The sequence below is a fragment of the Metabacillus rhizosphaerae genome (assembly GCF_037201795.1).
Taxonomy (GTDB): Bacteria; Bacillota; Bacilli; order Bacillales; family Bacillaceae; genus Metabacillus; species Metabacillus rhizosphaerae.
Window position 1 is genome coordinate 2,323,764 of record NZ_CP147403.1, and the last position, 23,830, is coordinate 2,347,593.

The window sequence follows — 23,830 nt, forward strand, 5'->3', positions numbered from 1 at the left end:
TTTTGTATTGAATAAAGGTAAAAAAGCTTCAGCGTTTACAGCTATTGCGCTTTTAACAACAGGTTTGACAGCTTGTAATGGGGATGAAGGTGCATTAGATACAAGAAATAATGATAACGCACAACCTATGGGTTACTATTCAAATGAAAATACAAACGCAGATAATGAAGGACCTGTTACAGAAATGATGGACGGAATGAACAATGAAGATAATTATTTCCGTAAAGTTAATAATAAAAACAATAATCAAAATATGAGTAATCCTACAGTACCACTTGGGGATCGTGATGATGGCTTAGTTAGAGATAATCGCTTTAGCCGTAGTGATGCAAATTATCATGGACACTTACAAAATGTAGGTAACAATAATAATAATAATAATAATAATAAAATGAATATCACAAACAATAATAACCGTGATGATAACGAGATATCTCGAAAAGTTAGAACATCAGTTGAGAAAATGGACAACGTCGACAATGCTCGTGTATTGGTAACAGAGGACAATATTTTAGTTGCAGTTGATACAGCTGACAACAATAATGCTTCCTTAAAAGAAAAAATTTCTAATAACGTACGTAAAATGTCTAATGGTAGAAATGTCCAAGTAGTAACTGATGAAGGAACATTTACACGTGTTCGTAACATTGACAATGATATCCAAAATGGTGTTGACCGAAAAACAATTGACGCCGACATCAATAATTTGATGGATGATCTCGGAGATGCAATTCAACGTCCATTTAATGGTGATCGTGACTAAAGAAGCTAGGGGTGTTCCCCTTGCTTTTTATTTTGTAAATTAAACTTGGACCAAGCATAATTAAGAAATGTGATATGATAAAGAAAATAGTAGTTGTAGGTGATATGTATGGAAGACAACAAACCGAAACGAGAAACAAAAGGTATCGATACCACTGTAGTTTATGATTTTAAACAATACCCAGACGAAATTAGTGGTCGATGTGATAATTGCGGAAACACATTATTTAAGAGTTCTGTTAAGGATTTCATCTTTCTTAGAGAATGTAGTGAATGTGGAATGAAGAAAAGTATTTGAAAACGACTCAATAAACCAAAAAAAGTCACTCAGGTAAAGGGAAATAAGATAACTGAGTGACTTTGAATAGTATGAAACTATTTATTAAATAAATATTTTACGCCTTTATAAATGAGGACTAATGAGAAAACTAAAACTGTTAGTACACCCACCACTGTTGTAAATGGTGCTAAACTTGCTAAAAATGTACCAGCTAAAGGAACTTCAATTAAAGCAAAGCCTGATAAAATAGCAGCTAAAAATAAGAAAATCCAGCTATTCATTGTAACCCCTCCTTTTACTACAATATATGTCCTAAAAGGAATGTAAGTTTAATGAAGTAGCCTATAACGAAAAAATATTATTTTAGAAAAGAAATAATTCAAGTGAAGATTTCCATGCTGAATGAGCGGTAAGTAAACCAAAGTGTCCATTACCTAAATCTACCATATGGGAGTAATCAAATTGTGGATACACATCTTGACTACTACTATAAGAGTTATCCTCCACCGTTACAGTGTGATCACCAGAAGAAAATGCGATAATAATCGTTAAAAAAATGAGGGTAATTCTAATTCTACGCAATTCTGCATTAAAAAGGTCCACATTGGTCACACCTTAATCTTATTTTCAACTAAAAGAAGTTTTTATTCACTTCGTTTTATTGAACATATTAAATATGAAATAATGACAATTATAGCATAATATGGAATATGTTAATTATTTTTGTTGAAAATTTATACACAAAAAAAGGACTTCGTTAGAAGTCCTTTTTTGTACATAAAAGCTAATTAAGCTTTGTTAACGTTAACTGCTTGAAGTCCACGTTGACCTTGCTCAGTTTCGAAAGTCACTTTTTGACCTTCTTCTAAAGTTTTAAATCCTTCGCCTTGGATAGCTGAGAAATGTACGAATACGTCGTCTCCACCTTCGATTTCGATGAATCCGAAGCCTTTTTCTGCATTAAACCATTTTACTGTACCTTGTTGCATGTTTGTTGCCTCCCGTGTGGATATTCCACGATTTATTACTATCCTTGCTCAATTATCAAAGGCGAAAAGTTTAAACACTTATTCTTTCCTTACAGACCGAACAAAAATAATTCTCCTTAATATTAACAGAGTATCCCTCGAATAGCAAATAGGTAATAATTGTTTTAAAAATATTTTTTAGAAGGAATATTCTATGGTTAAAACTTCTATAATTGGTCACAATATTATCGAAACAGTAATTGTTAAGATGTGTTGAAATAATAAACAACTCTAATAGATAAAATAAGCTAGGCTATTAACTAATTTTTTTAATCCTAAATTAGTTGACGTTCAATGTGATGATTGTACGAATTTAAATAAACGAGGTGAGATCGATGAGAAAATTTCATCCAAGTCGCATCGTTACCGTTTGTTGTCTTATTGCAGTAATCATAAGTATTACAATAGCAAACGGTAATCAAGATAGTATTAAAGCAGAAGAAAATATTGTTCAAGGTCCTTTAACTGTAAAAGTAGTTTTACAGAGAGTATATCTTGATGGAGAGTTAAGTGAAGAGGTAACAAATGAAACAATTCTTTCGATGGAAGATTTCTGGGCTGCCTATGATGGCTGGCAGTTAATTGATCAAAATGAAGAGAGAGTTGTTTTTCAAAGAAGTATAGATGATATTTCACCTCTATTAAAAACAAACGGCTATTTCGGAATTGATGATGATGGTACGTTATCGATCTTTAATGGAAAACCAGAGACGAACGAAGTAATTCAATCCTTCTTTCAAATTGATGTGAAAAAGTTGGAAAGTAGAAAGCATGATGAATTAATTCAAGGAATTAGAATACAATCGAGAGACCAATATCTAGAGGTTTTAAAAACTCTTGAAACATATCCAAAGTCAGAGAAAAAATAAAAAGCTAACTTAAAAGGTGAAAATCTTTTGAGTTAGCTTTTTTGACGAGATAAGAATAAGTACACCCTGAGCTTTTCTTAATAAGAAATTATTATTATCAGAAAAATACCTAAGGCGAAATTTTAATGGTAAAATAGGTTGTAAGAACAATTGTACGTATTTAGATGCATTGTAGTCAAAATCCCTTCTGATTAACCGCTTTTTTTGATACAATGGGGTACAGTCGTAAAAGAGGTGAATATCGTTGATAGAATTTATTAAAGGGTATGTGGACGATGTGACGCCAGAGTATATTGTCATTGATCATCGTGGTTTAGGATATCAAATCCATACACCAAATCCGTTTAGTTATAAGAAAAGCCAACAAGAAGAAATCATTATCTATACATATCAGCATGTACGTGAAGATATATTAGCTTTATACGGCTTTCAATCGAGAGAAGAAAAAGCATTATTTATGAAATTGCTCAATGTAACTGGCATAGGGCCTAAGGGGGCATTAGCTATACTTGCTTCGGGTAATCCCTCACAGGTGATTGAGGCAATTGAAAATGAAAATGATACATTCCTCGTAAAGTTTCCAGGTGTAGGTAAAAAGACAGCACGGCAAATTATCTTAGATTTAAAAGGTAAATTAGGCGATGTTGCTGCTTTGTATGCGCCAGATTTATTTACACATGAAGAAATTTCAAAAAAGCATACAGCAAATCATGCCTTGAATGAGGCAATTGAGGCACTGAAAGTACTAGGTTATGCCGAACGTGAAATTAAAAAAGTTGCTCCTTCTCTTGCAGAAGAAAGTTTAACTACAGATCAATATGTAAAAAAAGCATTGCAAAAGCTATTGAAGTAAGGTGATAAACATGGATGAACGCCTTGTATCAAATGAAGCAGATTCACAGGAATCGTATATTGAGCAAAGCTTAAGACCTCAGAACTTAGGACAATACATAGGACAGGATAAAGTAAAAGAAAATTTGAAGGTGTTTATTGAAGCAGCAAAAATGCGAAGAGAAACATTGGATCATGTTCTTTTATATGGTCCTCCAGGCCTAGGAAAAACAACATTAGCAACGATTATTGCAAATGAAATGGGTGTGAATATTCGTACAACTTCTGGACCTGCCATTGAAAGACCTGGTGATCTAGCAGCAGTTTTAACAGCACTAGAGCCTGGTGATGTACTGTTTATCGATGAAATACATCGTTTGCATCGTTCAATAGAGGAAGTTTTGTATCCCGCAATGGAGGATTTTTGCCTCGATATTGTCATAGGTAAAGGCTCTACAGCAAGATCCGTTCGTTTAGATCTCCCGCCATTCACGCTAATCGGAGCAACAACAAGAGTTGGATTATTAACAGCTCCGCTTCGTGACCGTTTTGGAGTCTTGAGCAGATTAGAATATTATAATGAAAAACAGCTAGCACATATTATTGAACGTACAGCAGAAATATTAGAAGTTGGTATTGAATATGATGGTGCCGTCGAAATGGCTAGAAGATCTCGTGGTACACCAAGAATTGCAAATCGCTTGCTAAGGAGAGTAAGAGATTTTGCTCAAGTAATGGGAGTAGAGACAATCACAACTGAATTAGCTGTTGACGCATTAGAGAGGCTTCAAGTAGATAAATTAGGATTAGATCATATTGATCATAAGCTTCTCCTTGGAATTATTGAAAAATTCCGAGGAGGACCGGTTGGAATCGATACAATTTCGGCTACAATAGGTGAAGAGTCACATACAATTGAAGATGTATATGAGCCATATCTATTGCAAATTGGATTTCTACAACGAACTCCAAGAGGAAGAATTGTAACAGATCTGGTATATCGACATTTTCAAATGGAGGTTCCAAACATTGACTGAGTTTCCTAAAGTTTTAATGATAATCGGTGGTGTGCTTTTAATCATTGGGATTTTTATGCAATTTATTGGGAAACTACCTGGAGATATTGTGTTTAAAAAAGGGAATACAACTATATTTTTCCCCATTGTTACATGTATCGTCATTAGTATTGTTCTATCTCTAGTATTTTCGTTTTTTGGTCGATTTAAGTAAAGTAAAGTAAGTTAAGTGATTACAGAAAAAAGGTGAACGTTTTGAAGGTAGAATTATTTGATTTTCACCTTCCGGAAGAACTGATTGCACAAGTTCCTTTAAAGGAAAGGGATGCATCTAGACTAATGGTTCTTCACAAGGAGACAGGTGAGCTACAGCATAAGTCATTTAAGTCAGTTATTGATTATTTCCACTCTGGTGATTGTCTCGTATTAAATAATACAAGAGTTATGCCAGCGAGGCTTTTTGGTATGAAGGAAGATACTGGTGCAAGTATTGAGATCTTATTATTAAAACAACAAGAAGCTGATGTATGGGAAACTTTGGTTAAACCTGCCAAACGGGTAAAAGAAGGTACAGTGATCACATTTGGTTCAGGTATACTAAAGGCTACTTGTGTAGGAACAAGTGAGCATGGTGGTCGATTACTACAATTTGATTATGATGGAATCTTTTATGAAGTTCTTGATTCACTTGGAGAAATGCCATTACCACCATATATAAAAGAACAATTAGATGATCGAGAAAGATACCAAACTGTTTTTTCTCGTGAAATTGGATCTGCTGCCGCCCCAACTGCAGGATTACACTTTACAGAAGAAATTCTTGATCAACTTAAAGAAAAAGGGGTTCATATCGCCTTTATTACTCTTCATGTAGGATTAGGTACATTTCGGCCAGTTAGTGCTGAGACAGTAGAAGAACATGATATGCATGCAGAATTTTATCAAGTAAGTGAGGGGACGGCTTCTCTTTTGAATGAAGTGCGTTCAAGAGGTGGTCGCATTATCTCAGTAGGGACAACCTCGACTAGAACACTTGAGACGATTGCGTCCAAGAATGAAGGGCAATATGTAGCAGAAAGCGGCTGGACCAATATTTTTATTTATCCTGGTTATGAATTTAAGGGAATTGATGGTATGATCACAAACTTCCATCTGCCTAAATCTTCTTTAATTATGCTTGTTAGTGCTCTAGCATCAAGGGAATATGTGATGAACGCCTACACAGCAGCTGTTAAGGAAAAGTATCGATTTTTTAGCTTTGGAGATGCGATGCTTATTATCTAGGGCACATACGCTTTTCTTATAAGGAGGAAAAAAGGTGTCAACTTCACCAATTCGTTACGAACTAATTAAAACTTGTAAACAAACAGGTGCGAGGCTTGGAATGGTACATACACCACATGGTAGCTTTGAAACACCTGTATTTATGCCAGTAGGCACGCTTGCAACAGTAAAAACAATGTCTCCTGAAGATTTAAAACAAATGGGAGCAGGAATTATTTTAAGCAATACCTATCATTTATGGCTTCGTCCAGGGCATGAGATTGTGAAAGAAGCCGGTGGATTACATAAGTTTATGAACTGGGACCGTGCAATTTTAACAGATTCTGGGGGATTCCAAGTTTTTAGCTTAAGTGATATGCGAAGAATAGAAGAAGAGGGAGTTCATTTTAGAAATCATTTAAATGGAGACAAACTTTTCCTATCTCCAGAAAAAGCAATGCATATTCAGAATGATTTAGGTTCTGACATTATGATGGCTTTTGATGAATGCCCGCCATATCCTGCTGAATATGAGTATATGAAAAAATCAGTTGAACGGACAAGCCGTTGGGCTGAACGATGTTTAGAAGCTCATAACAGACCAAATGAACAAGGATTATTTGGGATTATTCAAGGTGGAGAATATGAGGAATTACGTAAACAAAGTGCAAGAGATTTAGTATCATTAGATTTTCCAGGTTATGCAGTTGGTGGATTATCAGTAGGGGAACCGAAAGATGTCATGAATCGTGTTCTTGACTTTACAACTCCACTCATGCCAGCAAACAAGCCGCGATATTTAATGGGGGTAGGCTCACCGGATTCATTAATTGATGGAGCGATTCGTGGAATCGATATGTTTGACTGTGTTCTACCAACTCGTATTGCTCGAAATGGAACATTAATGACAAGTGAAGGTCGATTGGTTGTGAAAAATGCAAAATTTGCAAAAGATTTCGGACCGCTTGATGAAAATTGTGATTGTTATACATGTCGTAATTATTCACGCGCATATATTCGCCATTTAATTAAATGTGATGAAACGTTCGGATTAAGATTAACATCTTACCATAATCTATATTTTCTGGTAAACTTAATGGAGAAAGTAAGAGAAGCTATTCGAGAAGATCGTTTAGGCGATTTCCGCGATGAATTTTTTGAAAAATACGGTTTTAATAAACCGAATGCTAAAAACTTCTAGGACATGCTTGAAAGGGGTGAAAATAATGGAAATGTTAGGAACAGTATTACCTTTAGTACTTATGTTTGCTATTTTTTATTTCTTGTTGATACGTCCGCAGCAAAAGCAACAAAAAGCGGTACGTGAAATGCAAAACAGCTTACAAAAGGGCGATAAAATAGTAACGATTGGTGGACTTCATGGTATTTTAGACTCAATCGACGAAAATAAGATTATTGTTAAGGTTGGTGACGGCACTCGTTTAACGTTTGATCGTAAATCAATTCGTGAAGTTGTTAAGGACTAAATAGTACATAGGTGGACAAAAAAACAGGGTTCATTTGGACCCTGTTTTTATTTACTAGCTCTAGAAGATGTCATATTGACTCCAAATACTCCCCCGACCATTGCTACAACTAAAAAACCTCCGTGATACATTGTTTGTTCCATTGTAAAGATATGACCATAGCCTAAAAATTGAAAAAGAAAAATAATTAAAGAGTAGAGAATAGCAGTCACTCCACCAATTAGCCATCCCTTCTCCTTTCCATTTCCTCCAGCGACAAATCCACCTATAAACATTGCTAAAACTGAAAGACCTAATAGTAACCATGTTATGGAAGATTCCGTTAGGCTTGTGAATTTTAAAAGCAAAGAGAATATTAAGCTAGTAGCTAATGCGATAACAAAGATTGTGATAAGACCATAGAGAATTGCTTTTCCCCATTTTTTTGTTTCCACTTAGACTTCCACCTTTCCTACTAAGTTCAAGCTTGTTTCTGCTCGTCTTAGTACAGAATATTCATAGAAGAAAAAAATAGAATACAAATATTTTTGTGGACTTGCATCATATGATGGTATGAGGAAGTATATTGCTTGAGATATCTTTTTAGTGACTAGCTACAGTGACTAACCCCGTGGCTCTACTGCACTCATGATAGAAAGGAAATATTTCTTATATTCATGCTCGGTTTTTTCCTGAGGTCGAACAAGTCACTTAAGCTTTTCATGTGGAAGGGGTTAGATGATGCTAACAATATTGACTGTCATCATTTTTTTATTAACCTATATCGTAATTATGACAGAAAAAATTGATCGTGCGTTGGCTGCTGGTATCGGTGGCGTTGCAATGCTTATCGTTGGAATCTATGATGTCAACAAAGCGTTTGTCACCTATATTGATTGGAATACGATTGCATTGTTATTTGCTATGATGATTATTGTCATCATAACAAGTCAAACAGGTGTGTTTGAATATGTTGCGATTATGATGGCAAAGGTTGTTGGCGGTAGACCAATTCCCTTGTTGATTGTTATTTCAACCCTAACAGCTATTGGTTCAGCTTTTTTGGCAAATGTAACAATGGTTTTGTTACTCGTACCAATTATATTAACTATTGTTAGAATGCTTAATATTCCTGCAATACCCTATTTGATTTCGATTATTATTGCATCTAATATTGGTGGGACTGCAACATTGATTGGAGATCCACCCAATATTATGATTGGTCAAGCAGTTGAGCACTTATCGTTTAATGCATTTCTTATCCACCTTAGTCCAATTGTTCTGATTATCTATGCTGTTGTATTGCTTTATTTAATCATCATTTATTGGCCAAAGTTACAAGTAGATCACATTGATCGAAAAAAGCTTGCTTCTGTAAAAGCAAGCAATTACTTAAAGCTGACCGCTGCATTGCCAAAGTCAATTATTGTCTTAGCTTTAACAATAGCGGGATTTATCTTAAACCCGATACTCCATATCGATTTAACAAGTATCTCACTGGCAGGTGCCCTGCTTCTCCTTTTGCTTACACATGATGAAAATAATCCTGAAGGTATTCTTAAACAGGTAGAATGGGGAACATTGTTTTTCTTTATTGGCTTATTCATGTTAATCGGAGGTTTGGAAGAAGTTGGGATTATTGATGAATTAGCTAGAGGAGTTGTTCTTTATACAGAGGGAGATTTACCTAAAACGTCTATGTTAATCCTTTGGATGACAGGGATTTTATCTGGATTTGTTGACAATATTCCATTCGTTGCAGCAATGATTCCTGTCATTTTAGAGTTTAAAGATTATGGGATGACGAATCTTGATCCATTGTGGTGGTCATTAGCATTAGGTGCATGCCTAGGAGGAAATGGGACATTATTAGGAGCAAGCTCTAATTTAGTAGTAGCAGGTTTAGCAGCAAAGGAAAAAGAACATATCAGATTTAGTGAATTTTTAAAGGTCGGCTTTCCGATTGTTCTTATCTCATTAATCATATCATCGATTTATGTTTATCTTCGTTATTTACTAAACTTTACAGGCTAACTGTTTTTTCTTACATAAAACAATGGTTAACGTCCAAACTAATTGTAAGTAACTGCGGTAAAAGGAGGCCATTAAATGGAAGTGTATATCACCATTGTGGCTCGAACCATTTTTCTTTACTTCTTAATTGTTTTGATTTTTCGACTAATGGGGAAAAGAGAAATAGGAGAATTGAGCATTTTTGATTTAGTCGTCTTTTTAATGATTGCTGAAATGGCTGTTACAGCAATAGAGGATCATAAAGACTCATTAATACATACAATAATCCCAATGTTTCTTCTAATGATAATTCAAATTTCTTTGGCGTTTTTGTCGTTGAAAAGTCAAAAACTCCGTCATTTGCTTGATGGGAAACCGACCATTATTATTAATCGTGGGAAGGTAGATGAGCACGCAATGAGATCACAACGTTACAATTTTGACGATTTAATGACTCATTTACGTGAAAAAGACATAAAGAGTATTGCTGATGTAGAATTTGCCTTATTGGAGTCTTCCGGAAAACTGTCAGTTATTGAGAAACAAAAGGACAAAAAAAATCAACCTGAACTTCCAATTCCAGTTATTATTGATGGACGTATCCAAGAGGAAAACCTAGAATCCATAAACAAAAATAATTTATGGCTGAGGCAACAGCTTCGAAAATTAGGATATGATAACATCAAACACATTTCCTTTTGCTCATTTGGAAAAGGGATCTTTTTTATTGATTTAAAGGATGAAAAAAAATAAATACAAACATACAAAGGTGAGGATCTTTAGGTCTTCATCTTTTTTGTTCTAGATAAGAGGACATAATAAAAACAGACAGTAAATTACTGTCTGTTTCAACTTAGATTTACAGAGGTTTGGCTTTATTTTTTTACAGGAATTAACCTTGATAATTGTCCGCCAATATAAGGTATCCGATTAATTTCATCCTTTTCAACCAAATTTAATAACAAGAGTAGGATACAGTAAAAGATCGAGGTTACACTTATCGCGGCAATTAGTCGAAAAGCAATGACTCCATCAACTAATACATTCTCATAAAAAAGATACCCTACAAAACCTGATGCAACCATTGTTAAACCGCTTTTAAAATAGTCTTTTATATATATATTGAATGGAGAAACTTTCATGACTGTAGCGAAATGTAACAAAGTGACTAACATAATCCCAATTACAATAGCCAAAGCAGCACCCATAATCCCAAGTGATGGCCTTGTAGCCAATACAAAAATTAATGCCGTTTTAACAGCTGCTCCTATTAAACTATTAACCATAGCAGCTTTTGCTAAATCAAGTGCTTGTAAAACTGCTTGAAGTGGACCTTGAAAATATTGAAAAATAAAAAATGGAGCCATTACTTTAACAAAAATGGCGGATTGACTACTACCATACATGACAAGCATTAACGGCTCTGCAAAGATATATAAGACAACACAAGCTAAGCCACCACTTACTATTGATAAACGAATTGACTGCTGAAGGCGATGCTCAACAAGTTTTAAATTGTTTTGTGCCATTGCTTCACTTATAGCAGGAACTAATGAAGTAGATAGGGAATATGTGATGAACGATGGAAGCATTAATAATGGAAGGGCATATCCTGTTAGCCCACCATATTGTTTAGTAGCAACAGTGGTTAACACGCCTGCAATAGCTAGACTATTAGCAACAACAATTGGCTCAAAAAACCATGAAATTGATCCTATTAGCCGACTCCCTGTAGTTGGAAGGGCAATGCTCATTAATTGATTAAACGTCTCTTTACCGTTTTTAACAGATTTAAAAAACTTTCTACGTATCTTTATTTTCTTTTTTACCTTGAACATCGCGGCTAGATAAATGAGGGAAACAAGCTCACCGATAACTGCTGAAATCATTGCGCCTGCTGCTGCATACTCAATCCCATATGGTAAAAAGGCACTTGTAAAAAGAGCAACTAAAGAGATTCGAACAACCTGTTCTAGTACTTGAGAAGCTGCAGCGGGACGCATGTTTTGCTTACCTTGAAAATAACCACGAATTACAGATGAGATCGCAACTATTGGAACAACAGGTGCAATAGCTAATAGCGGCCATTTAATACGATCATCGGTAAACACATCTTCAGCTAAAATAGGTGCTAAGAAACTCATTGCTGGAGTGAAAAGAATACTTAAAGTTCCTGTGACAGCTAAAGAAACAACAAGTATTTTTTTGATTTTCCGGTGGTCTCCTTGTGCTTCAGCTTCAGCAACAAGCTTTGAGATGGCTACAGGTAAACCAAGCTGTGTAATCGTAATAACCAATACGAGAGTAGGTACAGCCATCATATATAAGCCTACACCTTCTTCTCCAATAAAGCGTGCTACGACAATTCGATTAATAAAACCTAGTACTCGCGTAATAAATCCTGCTAAAATTAAAATAAGCGTTCCTTTTAGAAACGTTTGTTTTGACATTTCTCTCCCTGCCTTCTCAAATAACGTGGAATCATATACAATTACTATATGCGGACCTGTGGGCCAAGCATGACAAGTTCTAACATGAAAGAGTGAAATGCATTCTATGTACATAAACAACTAGAGAAACAAAGAAGATCTATTTAGTTTAATTAAGGAGTGGAGTTAATGAATAGGCAGCCTTTGGATGAATTCAAAGATCATGTAAAACCTGCAATCGTAAGCAAGCTTGAGGAATTTGTATTATTAGGCTATACAGATGTATCTGAGGAAAAACTATGGGGATTTTTAAAAAATAAAAAGTGGAAAAAAACAACAGAACTTTCAGTACATGAAGTTGTCCGTGATGTATTAGCACTAAAAATCGGTGATTTTATGAATTATGCAACAGTGGAATCTTATAAAACAGCAAACTGGTTTGATAGTGAAGAAGGAAAAGACGTCTTGAAAGACCTTATATAACGTTGATAAAATTGCATAAAAAAGCGTATAATTTTTAAGAAGAATGTTGCAAGTAAAGATTTTTAAAAAAAGCTAGTTTACCAACAATATTTGCAGTCATACATAAATTGTTTTTTAGATTTTAAGGAGGATACATAATGGTCAAGCGTGGACGCATTATTGCGTTTTTTCTACTTGTCCTCTTTGTGGGAAGTTTAATTGGCTTAAACACAAACAGGGTGACAAACAACATCATATTAGGCTTAGATTTACAAGGTGGCTTTGAAATACTTTATGAAGTAAAGCCTGCAAATGAGGGTGACAAAATAACAAGGGATGTACTAGTTAGTACAGTGAATGCCCTACAAAAACGTGCCAATGTTCTTGGTGTTAGTGAACCGAATATACAAATTGAAGGTGATGATCGGATTCGCGTTCAGCTTGCGGGTGTAGATGATCAAACGAAGGCACGAGAAATCCTTTCTACACAGGCTGAATTAACATTCCGTGATTATCAAGATAAAGAAATGTTAAATGGTGCTGATTTAGTTGAAGGTGGAGCAAGTCAGTCATTTGATGAACAAGGGAAGCCGAACGTTGCTATCAAGCTAAAGGACGCTTCAAAATTTAAAGAAGTAACTCAAGAGATTGTTGGTAATGCTCCTTATAATCAGTTGGTTATTTGGCTAGATTACGCAGAAGGTGATGCGTATCAGGAGGAGGCTACAAAAGCTGAACCAAAATTCATTTCTGCTCCAAATGTGGACCAAGTGTTCAATCAAACAGATGTGACGATTACAGGGGATTTTACGATACAAGAAGCAAAGGATTTAGCTAATTTATTAAATGCTGGTTCCCTTCCTGTTAAGTTAGATGAGATGTATTCAACCTCTGTTGGAGCACAGTTTGGTGAACAGGCTTTAGATCAAACAGTTCTTGCGGGTATAATTGGTATATCGATTATTTTCTTATTTATGATTGCTTTTTATCGCTTACCTGGGTTAATCGCAGTTATTACGTTATCTACGTATATTTTCGTGATCCTCCAAGTGTTCGACTGGATGAATGGTGTATTGACATTACCTGGAATTGCTGCTCTTATTCTTGGGGTAGGGATGGCAGTTGATGCCAATATCATTACATATGAACGTATAAAAGAGGAACTAAAGCTAGGTCGTACTGTTCGCTCAGCTTTTAAAGCAGGGTCGAGACGCTCCTTTGCTACAATTTTTGATGCAAACATTACGACGATACTCGCTGGTGGTGTCCTATTTTTCTTTGGGACTAGCTCTGTAAAAGGCTTTGCCACAATGTTAATTCTAAGTATAGTTGTTAGTTTTATAACAGCTGTTTTCTTATCGAGAATCTTACTTGCTCTTTTGGTTGAAAGTCGTTGGCTTGATAAGAAAAAAGGATACTTTGGTGTGAAGAAAAAGGATATCTTAAGTATTGAAGAAACTGATGATGATACAACTGCTCCAACTAAGTTTGATCAAGTAGATTTCTTAAAGTATCGTAAGTTATTCTTTATGCTTTCAACAGTGGCTGTTATTGCAGGAATTATCATCTTATTGGTATTCAAGCTAAACTTAGGGATTGATTTTGCAAGTGGTACACGAGTTGAAGTTCTTGCCGGTAAGACGATAACAACAGAAGAAATAACTGAAGAAATGAGCAAGCTTGATCTAGAAGTAGATGATGTTGTGTTATCAGGTGATGAAAATGAGATTGGAGTTGCCCGTTTTACAGGGACTTTAGATCAACAGAAGATCGCGGAATTAAAGAATCACTTCAAAGAGAAGTATGGTACTGAACCGAATGTTAGTACTGTTTCACCTACAGTAGGGAAAGAACTTGCTCAAAATGCGATGTATGGTGTTTTAATCGCAGCTATTGGTATCATTATATATGTCGCGATTCGCTTTGAATTTTATATGGGACTTGCCTCAGTAGTCGCGTTATTACATGATGCGTTTTTCATTATCGCATTCTTTAGCATTACGCGTTTAGAGGTAGATATAACGTTCATAGCTGCTGTCTTAACAATAGTCGGATATTCGATAAATGATACGATTGTAACATTTGATCGTATACGAGAATTACAAAAAAAGAGAAAGGTTAAAACAGTGGAGGATTTACAGTTTATAGTAAATCGAAGCCTTCAACAAACCTTTACTCGTTCAATTAATACGGTGCTTACTGTTGTTATTGCAGTAGTTGCTCTGCTTATATTCGGTAGTTCATCCATTACAAACTTCTCAATAGCTCTATTAGTTGGATTAGTTTGCGGAACGTATTCATCGCTGTTCATCGCAGCACAGCTTTGGTTAATTTGGAAAGGAAAGCAGCTTAATAAGAAGAAGGAATTGCCTTCTAATGTAAGTGATGAACCACAAGTTTAAATAATTGTTATTAGGGTCAGCCCTCTCAATGAGCATAATATTATGAATGTGATGAAATAGGTCACAAAATAATACATTGAGGTGAGCTGACCCTTATTTACTAACAACAAGAGAAAGGAGACTTAATATGAAACGTCAATGGAGCATTATTTTAGCAATCATTTTTGCGATTATTATTGCTGTTTTTGCGGTAATAAACGTTGATTCTGTCGAGGTAGACTATTTGTTTGGAACCGCTGAATGGCCACTGGTACTTATCATCCTAGGTTCTGTTCTGATGGGTGGGTTTATCATCGCTGCTACAGGAGTTGTACGTATATTAACGCTTCAACGGAGACTAAAAGTAGCTGAAAAAGAAAATGCAAAGTTAAAAAATGAACTCGATGCTAACAAGCAACAACAAGAACAATTTCCTCAAACACAAGTAGAGCATAGCGATCAATAAGTCCAATCTCCTTAGAAAAGATGTTATATCCATAATCATCAAATTGAAACCCCTTGATCTCTCTAGTATAATGGGATGGTTGAGGGGTGAATTTATGTTAAAGGCAAAAACAAGATGGATGGTTCAGCCATCTGAAGATACATTAATGAAAACATTTATAGATAACTTATCGATTACACCACTAGTTGCATCATTACTTGTTAATCGTGGGATAAATACAATTGAAAAAGCACGTGAATTTTTACAAACAGAGCAACAGACTTTTCATGATCCTTTCCTTTTAAAAGATATGGACAAAGCTGTCCACCGAATAAAAACAGCAATTGAAAACAGAGAACATATATTAGTATACGGTGATTATGATGCGGATGGCGTAAGTAGTACAACTGTTTTGTTAACTTCTTTACGCAAGTTGGGAGCACAAGCTGACTTTTATATCCCGAATCGTTTTACAGAAGGATATGGCCCTAATGAAACGGCTTTTAGACAGGTACATGAGAAGGGATTTTCACTGATAATCACGGTTGACACGGGAATTGCAGCTGTTCATGAGGCTGAAGTTGCAAAAGAGCTTGGTATTGACCTCATCATCACTGACCACCATGAACCAGGGCCGGTTTTGCCTGATGCGTTAGCGATAATCCATCCAAAGCAACCTGAATGTCCTTATCCATTTAAGGAATTGGCAGGTGTTGGAGTTGCATTTAAATTAAGCCACGCACTTTTGGGTGAACTCCCAGCAGATTTATTAGAGGTCGCAGCAATCGGCACCATCGCTGATCTAGTGACTCTACATGGGGAAAATAGATTAATTGCAAAAATCGGAATTGAACAATTAAAATCAACAAGTCGTACGGGGCTAAAAGCATTGTTAAAGGTAGCTAAGGTTACAAACTCTGACATTAACGAAGATACAATTGGTTTTGCGTTAGCACCTAGAATTAATGCAGTTGGCCGGTTACAATCTGCAGATCCAGCTGTAGACTTACTTTTAACAGAAGATGCAGAAGAAGCAATTGAAATTGCACAGGAAATAGATTTATTAAATAAAGAGCGACAAAAGCTAGTAAGCACTATGACAGAGGAAGCGATTGAACAAGTAGAATCAAGTTTTCCGGTCACGGATAATCCTGTGCTTGTCATAGCGAAGGAAGGCTGGAATCCTGGGGTTGTAGGAATAGTTGCATCACGACTTGTTGAACGCTATTATCGACCAACGATTGTTCTAAGCGTTGATAAAGAAAAAGGCATTGCGAAAGGTTCAGCAAGAAGTATTATTGGGTTCGATTTATTCGAAAATCTTTCAACCTGTCGAGATATTTTACCGCATTTTGGTGGTCATCCAATGGCCGCAGGTATGACACTAGAACTTGAAGATGTCGATTTATTAAGGAAAAGATTAGTTGAAAAAGCAAAAACTATTTTAACAGATGAAGACTTTACACCAATTACAAAGGTTGATGTATCCTGTAAATTAGAAGATATCTCAGTAAATTCAATTGAAGAGATGCAGCTTCTTGCACCGTTTGGTATGCACAATCCAAAGCCAATTATTCAGGTTGAGGATGTCACGTTAGCAAACATACGAAAAATTGGTGCAGAACAAAATCATCTAAAGCTTGTTTTTGAACAAGAAGAACATCAACTTGATAGTGTTGGATTTGGATTTGGTTATATTCATGATGATCTTTCACCTACTGTTACATTATCTGCAATTGGGGAACTATCTATTAATGAGTGGAATAATTTTCGAAAACCGCAATTAATGCTACAGGATGTAAAAGTAGATCAATGGCAACTGTTTGACCATCGTGGCACACGTAATGTTGACAAGCTTTTAAAAAATGTTAATTTAGTAAAAAATAGTACTATTATTACATTTCAGTCAGCTATATATGAGGATTTGAAACAAAAAGGCTTTGAATCGAATACAATCTATGTTAATACTGTATCTGTCGCTCAAAACCTAAATAGCAAAAATAAAAACCTTGTATTAATGGATATACCGTCATCACTAGACTTGCTGGATTCCCTTTTTGTTCAAGGAAAGCCAGATCGAATCTATACTGTTTTTTTACAAGAAGCCGATCACTTCTTTGCAACAATACCAACTAGAGATCACTTTAAATGGTATTACAGCTTTTTATTAAAAAAAGGTTCCTTTAAATTAAAGGAACAAGGTGAACAACTTGCCAAACACAAAGGTTGGTCAAAAGAAACAATAGAGTTCATGTCAAAGGTGTTTTTTGAGCTAGAATTTGTTACAATAGAAAATGGTGTTATTTCGACAAATTCTACGTCTCGAAAAAGAGATTTAGCTGAATCGAAAACATATGCACAAAAGCAAATGCAAATTGAATTGGAAAAAACGTTATTATATACATCTTACATGCAGTTAAAACAGTGGTTTGAAGAAAGATTTCAATCAACAGCTGATACGTTTGTAAATGTATAAGGAGGACAAAGGAAAAATGGATTTAAAGCAATTCATAACAGTCGTACCTGATTATCCAAAACCAGGTATCCAATTTAAGGATATTACAACATTGATGGATAACGGGGATGCGTATAGATATGCGACAGATAAAATCGTGGAATATGCTCGTGAAAGACAAATTGAGCTTATCGTTGGACCTGAAGCTCGCGGTTTTATAATAGGTTGCCCAGTTGCATACTCTCTTGGTGTAGGTTTTGCTCCTGTACGTAAGGAAGGGAAATTACCTCGTGAGGTTGTGCGTGTAGAATATGGTCTTGAATATGGTAAAGATGTATTAACGATTCACAAAGATGCTATTAAACCAGGTCAACGTGTTTTAATTACAGATGACTTACTTGCTACAGGAGGAACAATTGAAGCAACGATCAAGCTTGTTGAAGAGCTAGGTGGAGTTGTTGCAGGAATTGCTTTCTTAATTGAGTTATCATATTTAGATGGACGTAAATTACTTGATGGATACGATGTTTTAACATTAATGCAGTTCTAAAAGAAGGGTTTATTACCTGTTTTTTTAGTATTAAAAGAAGCACTCAGATGGGTGCTTTTTTTACAAATTTTTTTAGTGAGAATAAAGAATTGTTAGTCCTCATGCTTTACATCTAATTGATTGAATATTTATTAAATACTTAATTCACTTTTGTACTATACCCAACATGAATCTTTCGCTTCAAGTATTCCAGTGCTTATAACATGATATTATTATTACTTTTATATTCTTATTTAGAAATATCAATTAATAGGTTGAAAAGAAACCAGTAATTGGACGGCAAAAAAGTGTGAATCTTCTTTACATCTCTACTTTTTTTATTGATAATAGTTACAATATAGAAAAACTTCCAATTACGAGAAGAACATATTTATTAGTTGTTTTTTATTAGCACTTATAACTAGAATTTTATTATAAAAATATCTGCCCACTATAAACATATAAGAAATGATTTTATCAGAGGGCTTATCAAAGTTTTCATTATAAAAAGGTGATTCCATGGCAAATGAACAAGTACTATCTTCCGAGCAAGTAATTGAAAAGGCACAGCGTTATTTGTCAGCTGACGATACCGCTTTTATTCAACGTGCCTACGACTTTGCTGAAGAAGCACATCGTGAACAATTCCGAAAATCAGGTGAACCATATATCATCCATCCAATCCAAGTTGCAGGAATATTGGTAGATTTGGAGATGGATCCTTCTACAATAGCAGGTGGATTTTTACATGATGTTGTGGAGGATACGGATGTTACTCTTGACGACATTCGTACAGCGTTTAGCGACGAAGTAGCGATGTTAGTTGATGGGGTAACTAAGCTAGGGAAAATTAAATATAAATCTCAAGAAGAGCAGCAAGCTGAAAATCATCGTAAAATGTTCGTTGCAATGGCTCAAGATATTCGTGTGATTTTAATAAAGCTTGCTGACCGCCTTCATAACATGAGAACCTTAAAGCATTTACCACAGGAAAAGCAAAGACGAATTTCAAATGAAACATTAGAAATTTTTGCACCTCTTGCACATCGTTTGGGGATATCAAAAATTAAGTGGGAACTTGAGGATACGTCACTACGCTATTTAAATCCACAACAATATTATCGAATTGTTAATCTTATGAAGAAAAAGCGTCAAGAACGTTTGGAATACTTAGATCAAGTGATTGATGAGGTTCGCGATCGGGTTGATGAGGTTAATATTGAAGCAGAATTCTCTGGTAGACCAAAACATATTTACAGCATCTACCGCAAAATGGTTCTTCAGAATAAGCAATTTAACGAAATTTATGACCTTTTAGCTGTCAGAATAGTCGTAAATAGTATCAAAGATTGTTATGCCGTATTAGGGATCATTCATACATGCTGGAAGCCAATGCCTGGCCGTTTTAAAGATTATATTGCCATGCCTAAGCCAAATATGTATCAATCCCTCCATACGACTGTAATTGGTCCAAAGGGTGATCCGCTAGAGGTTCAAATCCGTACAATTGAAATGCATCAGATCGCTGAATACGGGATTGCGGCTCATTGGGCATATAAAGAGGGAAAAGAAGTTGATGAAAAAACTACATTAGAAAAGAAACTTTCCTGGTTTAGAGAGATTTTAGAATTCCAAAATGATGTAACAAATGCTGAGGAATTCATGGAATCGCTAAAAATCGATCTGTTTTCTGACATGGTCTTTATTTTTACGCCTAAAGGGGATGTTATTGAATTACCTTCAGGTTCCGTTCCAATTGATTTTGCCTATCGAATTCATTCAGAAATTGGTAACAAGACAATCGGAGCAAAAATAAACGGGAAAATGGTAACGTTAGATTATAAGCTTAAAACGGGCGACATAATTGAAATCTTAACTTCGAAGCATTCTTATGGACCAAGTCAGGATTGGTTGAAGCTAGCTCAAACCTCTCAGGCAAAAAATAAGATCCGCCAATTCTTTAAAAAGCAACGTCGAGAAGAAAACGTTGAAAAAGGTAGAGAAATGGTTGAAAAGGAAATTAAAAACCTAGACTTCGAAGTGAAAGAAGTCATGACCACCGATAATTTACAACGGGTAGCTGAAAAATTCAATTTCTCAAATGAAGAGGATATGTATGCTGCTGTTGGCTATAACGGTGTTACAGCTTTACAAGTTGCCAATCGTTTAACGGAAAAGTGGCGAAAAATACGTGATCAAGAGGAACAGGAAAAGAATATCCAAGAGGTTATTAATGATGCGAAACAAGTCCCTGCTTCCTCGACAAGAAAGCGTGATGCTGGTGTACAGGTAAAGGGTATTGATAATTTGCTCATTCGCTTATCAAAATGCTGTAATCCTGTACCAGGTGATGACATTGTAGGCTTCATCACAAAAGGTCGTGGAGTTTCTGTTCACCGTGCTGATTGTACAAATGTTCATACGGATGATGCAAAAGAGCGTCTTATCGATGTTGAATGGGAAAACCAACCTTCAACAACTCGCAAAGAATACAATGTTGAAATTGAAATACTTGGCTATGATCGTCGCGGTTTATTGAATGAAGTTCTCCAGGCAGTTAATGAAACAAAAACAAATATCTCTTCTGTGTCTGGAAAATCTGATCGAAACAAAGTCGCGACAATTAATATGGCGATTTCAATCTCGAATATTAATCATCTACAAAAAGTAGTTGAACGTATTAAGCAAATTTCGGATATTTATTCTGTTCGAAGAATGATGAATTAAGGTAGGGTATTATTGTGAAAGTTGTTATACAACGTGCAAAAGAAGCAAAAGTTACTGTAGATAATAAAGTAGTTGGTCAAATAGATGAGGGTGTAATGGTGCTAGTTGGAATTACACATGATGATTCTGAAGCAGACGCTGAATACCTCGCAGAAAAAATAGTAAACTTAAGAATTTTTGAAGATGAAGCTGGTAAAATGAATCATTCATTATTAGATGTAAATGGACAAGTCTTATCTGTTTCACAATTCACCTTATATGGTGATTGCCGAAAAGGAAGACGACCTAATTATATGAATGCGGCTAAACCAGATTATGCAAATGAAATTTATGAGATCTTTAATACGAAATTACGAGAAAAAGGCCTCCATGTAGAGACAGGAATATTCGGAGCGATGATGGATGTTCAATTTACAAATGTAGGACCTGTGACATTGATTGTTGAGAGCAAATAAGAAAAGCTCAGGGCGCCTTGAACAGACTAAGGCCGGCATAGTCGCTCAGGAATAGAAGACGTTCTTTGTCTTCAATTCCTGAGTGGCTGTAGACCTAAGTGGGTTTAGGCGCTGGAGCTAGACACCAAAACTGAGTAAGTAAAGTTATAAATTTTGATACTAAAAAAAGGTAAGCCAATCGGCTTACCTTTTTTTAAGTTATTTAAAATACTGTGCCAGTCCATTATAAATACCTTGTGATACACGTTCCTGATAGCTTGATGTATTAACAGTTAATTCTTCTGTTCGATTACTTAAGAAACCTAGCTCTAAAAGTGTTGAAGGTACATTGTTTTCACGAAGTACATGGAAGTTTCCATATTTGATACCACGGTTTCTTAGATTAGATTGTTTGACTAATTGCGAATTCAATTTCGAAGCTAGTTGTGCATCCTTTAATGAGCTGTAATAGTAAGCTGTTGTTCCATTAGCACTTCTATCAGTTGTGCTATCATAATGAAGACTAATAAACGCTTTGGCATTACGATAATGTGACGTGCGAACTCTTGAGTTCAGGCTTATATATGTATCATTAGAACGAGTTAAAAAAACATTTGCGCCTGCTGATTTTAGTTTGTCATAAACTAATTTAGCTGTTGTTAATGTTAAGTTTTTTTCTAGTGTACCCCTTGTCCCAACAGCACCGCTATCCTGTCCGCCATGACCTGGGTCGATAACAATTGTTTTATTTTTAACGTATTGCTCAGAACCAGGCTTTGTCACAGGAGAACTAACACCGCTTGTCTCAACAACCCAACCTGCAATATAGCCAATTGTACTTCCAAGATTAATTTTGTACCAATCACCAACCGTTTCGATGATCTCGTACGATTCTCCTAAACTTGCTCGTTTGACAATTGATTTGCTAGTTGAGGCACCTGATCGAATGTTTGTACCATTATAAATGATTTTTACATGCTTCTTATTAGTTGTACTAGGGGAAGAGCTTGTTTTATCGATAGTTTTTGAAATATACCATCCAGCAATCCAGCCTGTTTTATTTGAGCTAAAGATTATTTTGTACCAATCATTTTTTTCTTCAGTAATCGAAACCTTCATTCCTTTAGTAACAGTCCCAACAACCTTACCATTTAAAGAACCATTATTCCTTACATTTAAGGATGTAGCAGTAACAGTTCCACTTGCTTTGACCGTTGTGCTTGGGCTTGTGGTTGAAGGTGTTTCTGTTAATGAACCTGAACTGCTAAGTTTTAAATAATCGCTATGTACCCAGCCTTTAATGGCGTTTGTTTCGATTTGTGCCCAGCCACCTTGCTCTTGAATAATAGTAACACTAGCATTCTTTTTTAGGCTCCCGACACGAGTACCCTTAGTAGAGGGCGTTTTTCTGACATTAAGGGAGGTAGCGGTGATACTTGCTGTTTTTTTGACTTTGGACGGTGTTGCTTTGTTCGAGTTTCCATTCGTTTTTACATAGCTAGCAGCTACCCATCCTTGCTTACCTGAGTAAGAAATCTTGATCCATTCTCCACTTTTGTCTAAGTAAGTAGCTGTTTTTCCTTTTTCAAACACACCAATAACTCCAAATGATGTTCCTGGTCCTGAACGAAATCTTAATCCAGTAGCTTTGGATTCAACTGTTCCATTTCCACTTGAAACTGATGAAGATGAAGACGTGCTATTAGCTTTCTTTGTCACAAGCCATGCAGCAACCCAGCCAGTTGAATTGCTTGAAAGTTTAATTTTAATCCAATCATTTTTCTTTTCTACAACATCAAAAGTTTGGCCCTTTTTTACTTTGGCAAGAACAGAAGAAGTAAGAGCTGCCCCACTTCTAACATTTAGCAGATCAACATTAATTGTCACTTGTTCACTAGTTGCAGTCGATTTAATCGGACTTACAAATGAAGCAATAAAAAGTAGCGTAAAACATATGTACATGGTCATGCCTTTGCGAATCAACGAAAAATCCTCCTTTTCTAGGTGCTAAACTAAACATTTCTCTACTTATATCGACATTCCTTTTAAAAGTTGAAATAAATTCTTCCAAAATAGGTAAAGATATTTGTATGAGACTGAATCTGAAGGGACGTAATGCAGATGAGAAATAGTGAAAAGGGAGAATTAACACACACGCGACATGATGTTTTTGGCATGGATTTTCATGATTTTATGGTAAAAGAACAAAATGATACATCATTGGAATTGGCATCCGAATTTGGAATTTCACTAAGAGAAGTAAAGAATTTAAAAAAACATTTAAATCGTTCTTGACATTGTACGTCAAACATTCGTATGATAAGATAAAATTCGAGTAATTCGATTTGGAAAAATACCTTACATAGGCTTTGAACCGGTAAGGGAGAAAAGTAAATAAGAGTACACATGAATAGAGAGGAAATGCCTTTGGCTGAAAGCA

General features: G+C 35.5%; 25 protein-coding genes and 1 other annotated feature (1 of these 26 running past the window's edge). Of the genes, 19 read left to right on the forward strand and 6 right to left on the reverse strand.

The annotated features are described in order from the left end of the window. Positions 1-7 precede the first annotated feature (7 nt). Together WCV66_RS11255 and WCV66_RS11260 are read left to right on the forward strand one after the other, a co-directional pair. A complete protein-coding gene (locus WCV66_RS11255; RefSeq protein WP_338789005.1) occupies positions 8-763 on the forward strand; it encodes a YhcN/YlaJ family sporulation lipoprotein in 756 nt (251 codons plus the stop codon). A 108-nt stretch (positions 764-871) separates the two neighbouring features. After that, the gene (locus WCV66_RS11260) at positions 872-1,060 is read left to right on the forward strand and encodes a hypothetical protein (RefSeq protein WP_066334378.1); all 189 of its coding nucleotides are present in this window, start codon (positions 872-874) and stop codon (positions 1,058-1,060) included. 77 nt (positions 1,061-1,137) lie between these two features. On the opposite strand, the gene WCV66_RS11265 is transcribed toward WCV66_RS11260, so the two are convergent. From WCV66_RS11265 to WCV66_RS11275, 3 genes are all read right to left on the reverse strand, one after another. Beyond that, positions 1,138-1,323 carry a hypothetical protein gene (locus WCV66_RS11265; RefSeq protein WP_066334381.1) on the reverse strand — a complete coding sequence of 62 codons (186 nt, stop codon included), beginning with the start codon at positions 1,321-1,323 and terminating at the stop codon, positions 1,138-1,140. An 82-nt stretch (positions 1,324-1,405) separates the two neighbouring features. Further along, positions 1,406-1,645, reverse strand: a complete 240-nt coding sequence (locus WCV66_RS11270) for a hypothetical protein (RefSeq protein WP_338789007.1) — start codon at positions 1,643-1,645, stop codon at positions 1,406-1,408. A 185-nt stretch (positions 1,646-1,830) separates the two neighbouring features. Next, positions 1,831-2,031: a cold-shock protein gene (locus WCV66_RS11275; RefSeq protein ID WP_066334390.1), complete on the reverse strand. Its 201-nt coding sequence runs from the start codon at positions 2,029-2,031 to the stop codon at positions 1,831-1,833. A gap of 374 nt (positions 2,032-2,405) precedes the next feature. Here WCV66_RS11275 and WCV66_RS11280 point away from each other — a divergent pair, with 374 nt between their 5' ends. The 7 genes from WCV66_RS11280 (at position 2,406) to yajC (ending at position 7,536) form a co-directional block, all read left to right on the forward strand. Next, positions 2,406-2,939 carry an intercompartmental signaling factor BofC gene (locus WCV66_RS11280; RefSeq protein WP_338789008.1) on the forward strand — a complete coding sequence of 178 codons (534 nt, stop codon included), beginning with the start codon at positions 2,406-2,408 and terminating at the stop codon, positions 2,937-2,939. Positions 2,940-3,183: 244 nt separating this feature from the next. Continuing rightward, positions 3,184-3,792, forward strand: coding sequence for a Holliday junction branch migration protein RuvA (gene ruvA / locus WCV66_RS11285; protein ID WP_338789009.1), 609 nt, complete (start codon positions 3,184-3,186; stop codon positions 3,790-3,792). Positions 3,793-3,802: 10 nt separating this feature from the next. Beyond that, positions 3,803-4,807: a Holliday junction branch migration DNA helicase RuvB gene (gene ruvB, locus WCV66_RS11290; RefSeq protein WP_338789010.1), complete on the forward strand. Its 1,005-nt coding sequence runs from the start codon at positions 3,803-3,805 to the stop codon at positions 4,805-4,807. Further along, positions 4,800-5,000 carry a DUF2905 domain-containing protein gene (locus WCV66_RS11295; protein ID WP_066334405.1) on the forward strand — a complete coding sequence of 67 codons (201 nt, stop codon included), beginning with the start codon at positions 4,800-4,802 and terminating at the stop codon, positions 4,998-5,000. The genes ruvB and WCV66_RS11295 overlap by 8 nt, the downstream gene beginning before the upstream one ends. Before the next feature lie 41 nt (positions 5,001-5,041). Continuing rightward, entirely contained in the window at positions 5,042-6,070 is a 1,029-nt protein-coding gene (gene queA / locus WCV66_RS11300; RefSeq protein ID WP_338789011.1) for a tRNA preQ1(34) S-adenosylmethionine ribosyltransferase-isomerase QueA, read from the forward strand. Positions 6,071-6,170: 100 nt separating this feature from the next. Beyond that, positions 6,171-7,250: a tRNA guanosine(34) transglycosylase Tgt gene (gene tgt, locus WCV66_RS11305; RefSeq protein ID WP_066335473.1), complete on the forward strand. Its 1,080-nt coding sequence runs from the start codon at positions 6,171-6,173 to the stop codon at positions 7,248-7,250. A gap of 25 nt (positions 7,251-7,275) precedes the next feature. After that, a complete protein-coding gene (yajC, locus tag WCV66_RS11310) occupies positions 7,276-7,536 on the forward strand; it encodes a preprotein translocase subunit YajC (RefSeq protein ID WP_066334425.1) in 261 nt (86 codons plus the stop codon). A 47-nt stretch (positions 7,537-7,583) separates the two neighbouring features. On the opposite strand, the gene WCV66_RS11315 is transcribed toward yajC, so the two are convergent. After that, positions 7,584-7,970 (reverse strand): TIGR04086 family membrane protein, encoded by a 387-nt coding sequence (locus WCV66_RS11315; RefSeq protein ID WP_066334428.1) that lies wholly within the window; start codon positions 7,968-7,970, stop codon positions 7,584-7,586. 286 nt (positions 7,971-8,256) lie between these two features. Between WCV66_RS11315 and WCV66_RS11320 the strand changes: the two genes are divergently transcribed. Beyond that, entirely contained in the window at positions 8,257-9,549 is a 1,293-nt protein-coding gene (locus WCV66_RS11320; RefSeq protein WP_066334434.1) for an ArsB/NhaD family transporter, read from the forward strand. 75 nt (positions 9,550-9,624) lie between these two features. After that, positions 9,625-10,281, forward strand: coding sequence for a DUF421 domain-containing protein (locus tag WCV66_RS11325; RefSeq protein WP_338789012.1), 657 nt, complete (start codon positions 9,625-9,627; stop codon positions 10,279-10,281). A 122-nt stretch (positions 10,282-10,403) separates the two neighbouring features. On the opposite strand, the gene spoVB is transcribed toward WCV66_RS11325, so the two are convergent. Continuing rightward, positions 10,404-11,978 (reverse strand): stage V sporulation protein B, encoded by a 1,575-nt coding sequence (spoVB, locus tag WCV66_RS11330; protein WP_338789013.1) that lies wholly within the window; start codon positions 11,976-11,978, stop codon positions 10,404-10,406. Positions 11,979-12,146: 168 nt separating this feature from the next. On the opposite strand from spoVB, the gene WCV66_RS11335 reads away from it, so the two are divergent. From WCV66_RS11335 to dtd, 7 genes are all read left to right on the forward strand, one after another. Further along, positions 12,147-12,440 (forward strand): post-transcriptional regulator, encoded by a 294-nt coding sequence (locus WCV66_RS11335; RefSeq protein ID WP_338789014.1) that lies wholly within the window; start codon positions 12,147-12,149, stop codon positions 12,438-12,440. A 137-nt stretch (positions 12,441-12,577) separates the two neighbouring features. Continuing rightward, entirely contained in the window at positions 12,578-14,821 is a 2,244-nt protein-coding gene (gene secDF, locus WCV66_RS11340; protein WP_338789015.1) for a protein translocase subunit SecDF, read from the forward strand. Positions 14,822-14,948: 127 nt separating this feature from the next. Further along, positions 14,949-15,266, forward strand: coding sequence for a lipopolysaccharide assembly LapA domain-containing protein (locus WCV66_RS11345; protein WP_338789016.1), 318 nt, complete (start codon positions 14,949-14,951; stop codon positions 15,264-15,266). Positions 15,267-15,360: 94 nt separating this feature from the next. Continuing rightward, complete coding sequence (recJ, locus tag WCV66_RS11350) at positions 15,361-17,721, forward strand: single-stranded-DNA-specific exonuclease RecJ (protein ID WP_338789017.1); 2,361 nt, start codon at positions 15,361-15,363, stop codon at positions 17,719-17,721. Between the two features lie 16 nt (positions 17,722-17,737). Next, positions 17,738-18,250 (forward strand): adenine phosphoribosyltransferase, encoded by a 513-nt coding sequence (locus WCV66_RS11355; RefSeq protein WP_066334459.1) that lies wholly within the window; start codon positions 17,738-17,740, stop codon positions 18,248-18,250. A 498-nt stretch (positions 18,251-18,748) separates the two neighbouring features. Beyond that, positions 18,749-20,956, forward strand: a complete 2,208-nt coding sequence (locus tag WCV66_RS11360) for a RelA/SpoT family protein (protein WP_066334461.1) — start codon at positions 18,749-18,751, stop codon at positions 20,954-20,956. Positions 20,957-20,970: 14 nt separating this feature from the next. Continuing rightward, positions 20,971-21,411 (forward strand): D-aminoacyl-tRNA deacylase, encoded by a 441-nt coding sequence (dtd, locus tag WCV66_RS11365; RefSeq protein ID WP_066334467.1) that lies wholly within the window; start codon positions 20,971-20,973, stop codon positions 21,409-21,411. 198 nt (positions 21,412-21,609) lie between these two features. On the opposite strand, the gene WCV66_RS11370 is transcribed toward dtd, so the two are convergent. Beyond that, positions 21,610-23,373, reverse strand: a complete 1,764-nt coding sequence (locus WCV66_RS11370; protein WP_338789018.1) for an SH3 domain-containing protein — start codon at positions 23,371-23,373, stop codon at positions 21,610-21,612. A 132-nt stretch (positions 23,374-23,505) separates the two neighbouring features. On the opposite strand from WCV66_RS11370, the gene WCV66_RS11375 reads away from it, so the two are divergent. Then, on the forward strand, positions 23,506-23,685 hold the full coding sequence (locus WCV66_RS11375) for an RNA polymerase subunit sigma-70 (RefSeq protein WP_157094419.1): 180 nt from the start codon (positions 23,506-23,508) through the stop codon (positions 23,683-23,685). Positions 23,686-23,758: 73 nt separating this feature from the next. Further along, positions 23,759-23,830 (forward strand) — a binding site (T-box leader); it runs 162 nt beyond the window's last position.

Bases quoted from the DNA above. Each gene is read 5' to 3' on its own strand.
- WCV66_RS11275 (WP_066334390.1), bottom strand. From the start codon at position 2,031: ATGCAACAAGGTACAGTAAAATGGTTTAATGCAGAAAAAGGCTTCGGA.
- yajC (WP_066334425.1), top strand. From the start codon at position 7,276: ATGGAAATGTTAGGAACAGTATTACCTTTAGTACTTATGTTTGCTATT.
- spoVB (WP_338789013.1), bottom strand. From the start codon at position 11,978: ATGTCAAAACAAACGTTTCTAAAAGGAACGCTTATTTTAATTTTAGCA.
- WCV66_RS11375 (WP_157094419.1), top strand. From the start codon at position 23,506: ATGCAGATGAGAAATAGTGAAAAGGGAGAATTAACACACACGCGACAT.
- WCV66_RS11355 (WP_066334459.1), top strand. From the start codon at position 17,738: ATGGATTTAAAGCAATTCATAACAGTCGTACCTGATTATCCAAAACCA.
- secDF (WP_338789015.1), top strand. From the start codon at position 12,578: ATGGTCAAGCGTGGACGCATTATTGCGTTTTTTCTACTTGTCCTCTTT.
- WCV66_RS11280 (WP_338789008.1), top strand. From the start codon at position 2,406: ATGAGAAAATTTCATCCAAGTCGCATCGTTACCGTTTGTTGTCTTATT.
- WCV66_RS11260 (WP_066334378.1), top strand. From the start codon at position 872: ATGGAAGACAACAAACCGAAACGAGAAACAAAAGGTATCGATACCACT.
- WCV66_RS11345 (WP_338789016.1), top strand. From the start codon at position 14,949: ATGAAACGTCAATGGAGCATTATTTTAGCAATCATTTTTGCGATTATT.
- WCV66_RS11265 (WP_066334381.1), bottom strand. From the start codon at position 1,323: ATGAATAGCTGGATTTTCTTATTTTTAGCTGCTATTTTATCAGGCTTT.
- ruvB (WP_338789010.1), top strand. From the start codon at position 3,803: ATGGATGAACGCCTTGTATCAAATGAAGCAGATTCACAGGAATCGTAT.
- WCV66_RS11360 (WP_066334461.1), top strand. From the start codon at position 18,749: ATGGCAAATGAACAAGTACTATCTTCCGAGCAAGTAATTGAAAAGGCA.
- WCV66_RS11325 (WP_338789012.1), top strand. From the start codon at position 9,625: ATGGAAGTGTATATCACCATTGTGGCTCGAACCATTTTTCTTTACTTC.
- recJ (WP_338789017.1), top strand. From the start codon at position 15,361: ATGTTAAAGGCAAAAACAAGATGGATGGTTCAGCCATCTGAAGATACA.
- WCV66_RS11320 (WP_066334434.1), top strand. From the start codon at position 8,257: ATGCTAACAATATTGACTGTCATCATTTTTTTATTAACCTATATCGTA.
- tgt (WP_066335473.1), top strand. From the start codon at position 6,171: ATGGTACATACACCACATGGTAGCTTTGAAACACCTGTATTTATGCCA.
- WCV66_RS11335 (WP_338789014.1), top strand. From the start codon at position 12,147: ATGAATAGGCAGCCTTTGGATGAATTCAAAGATCATGTAAAACCTGCA.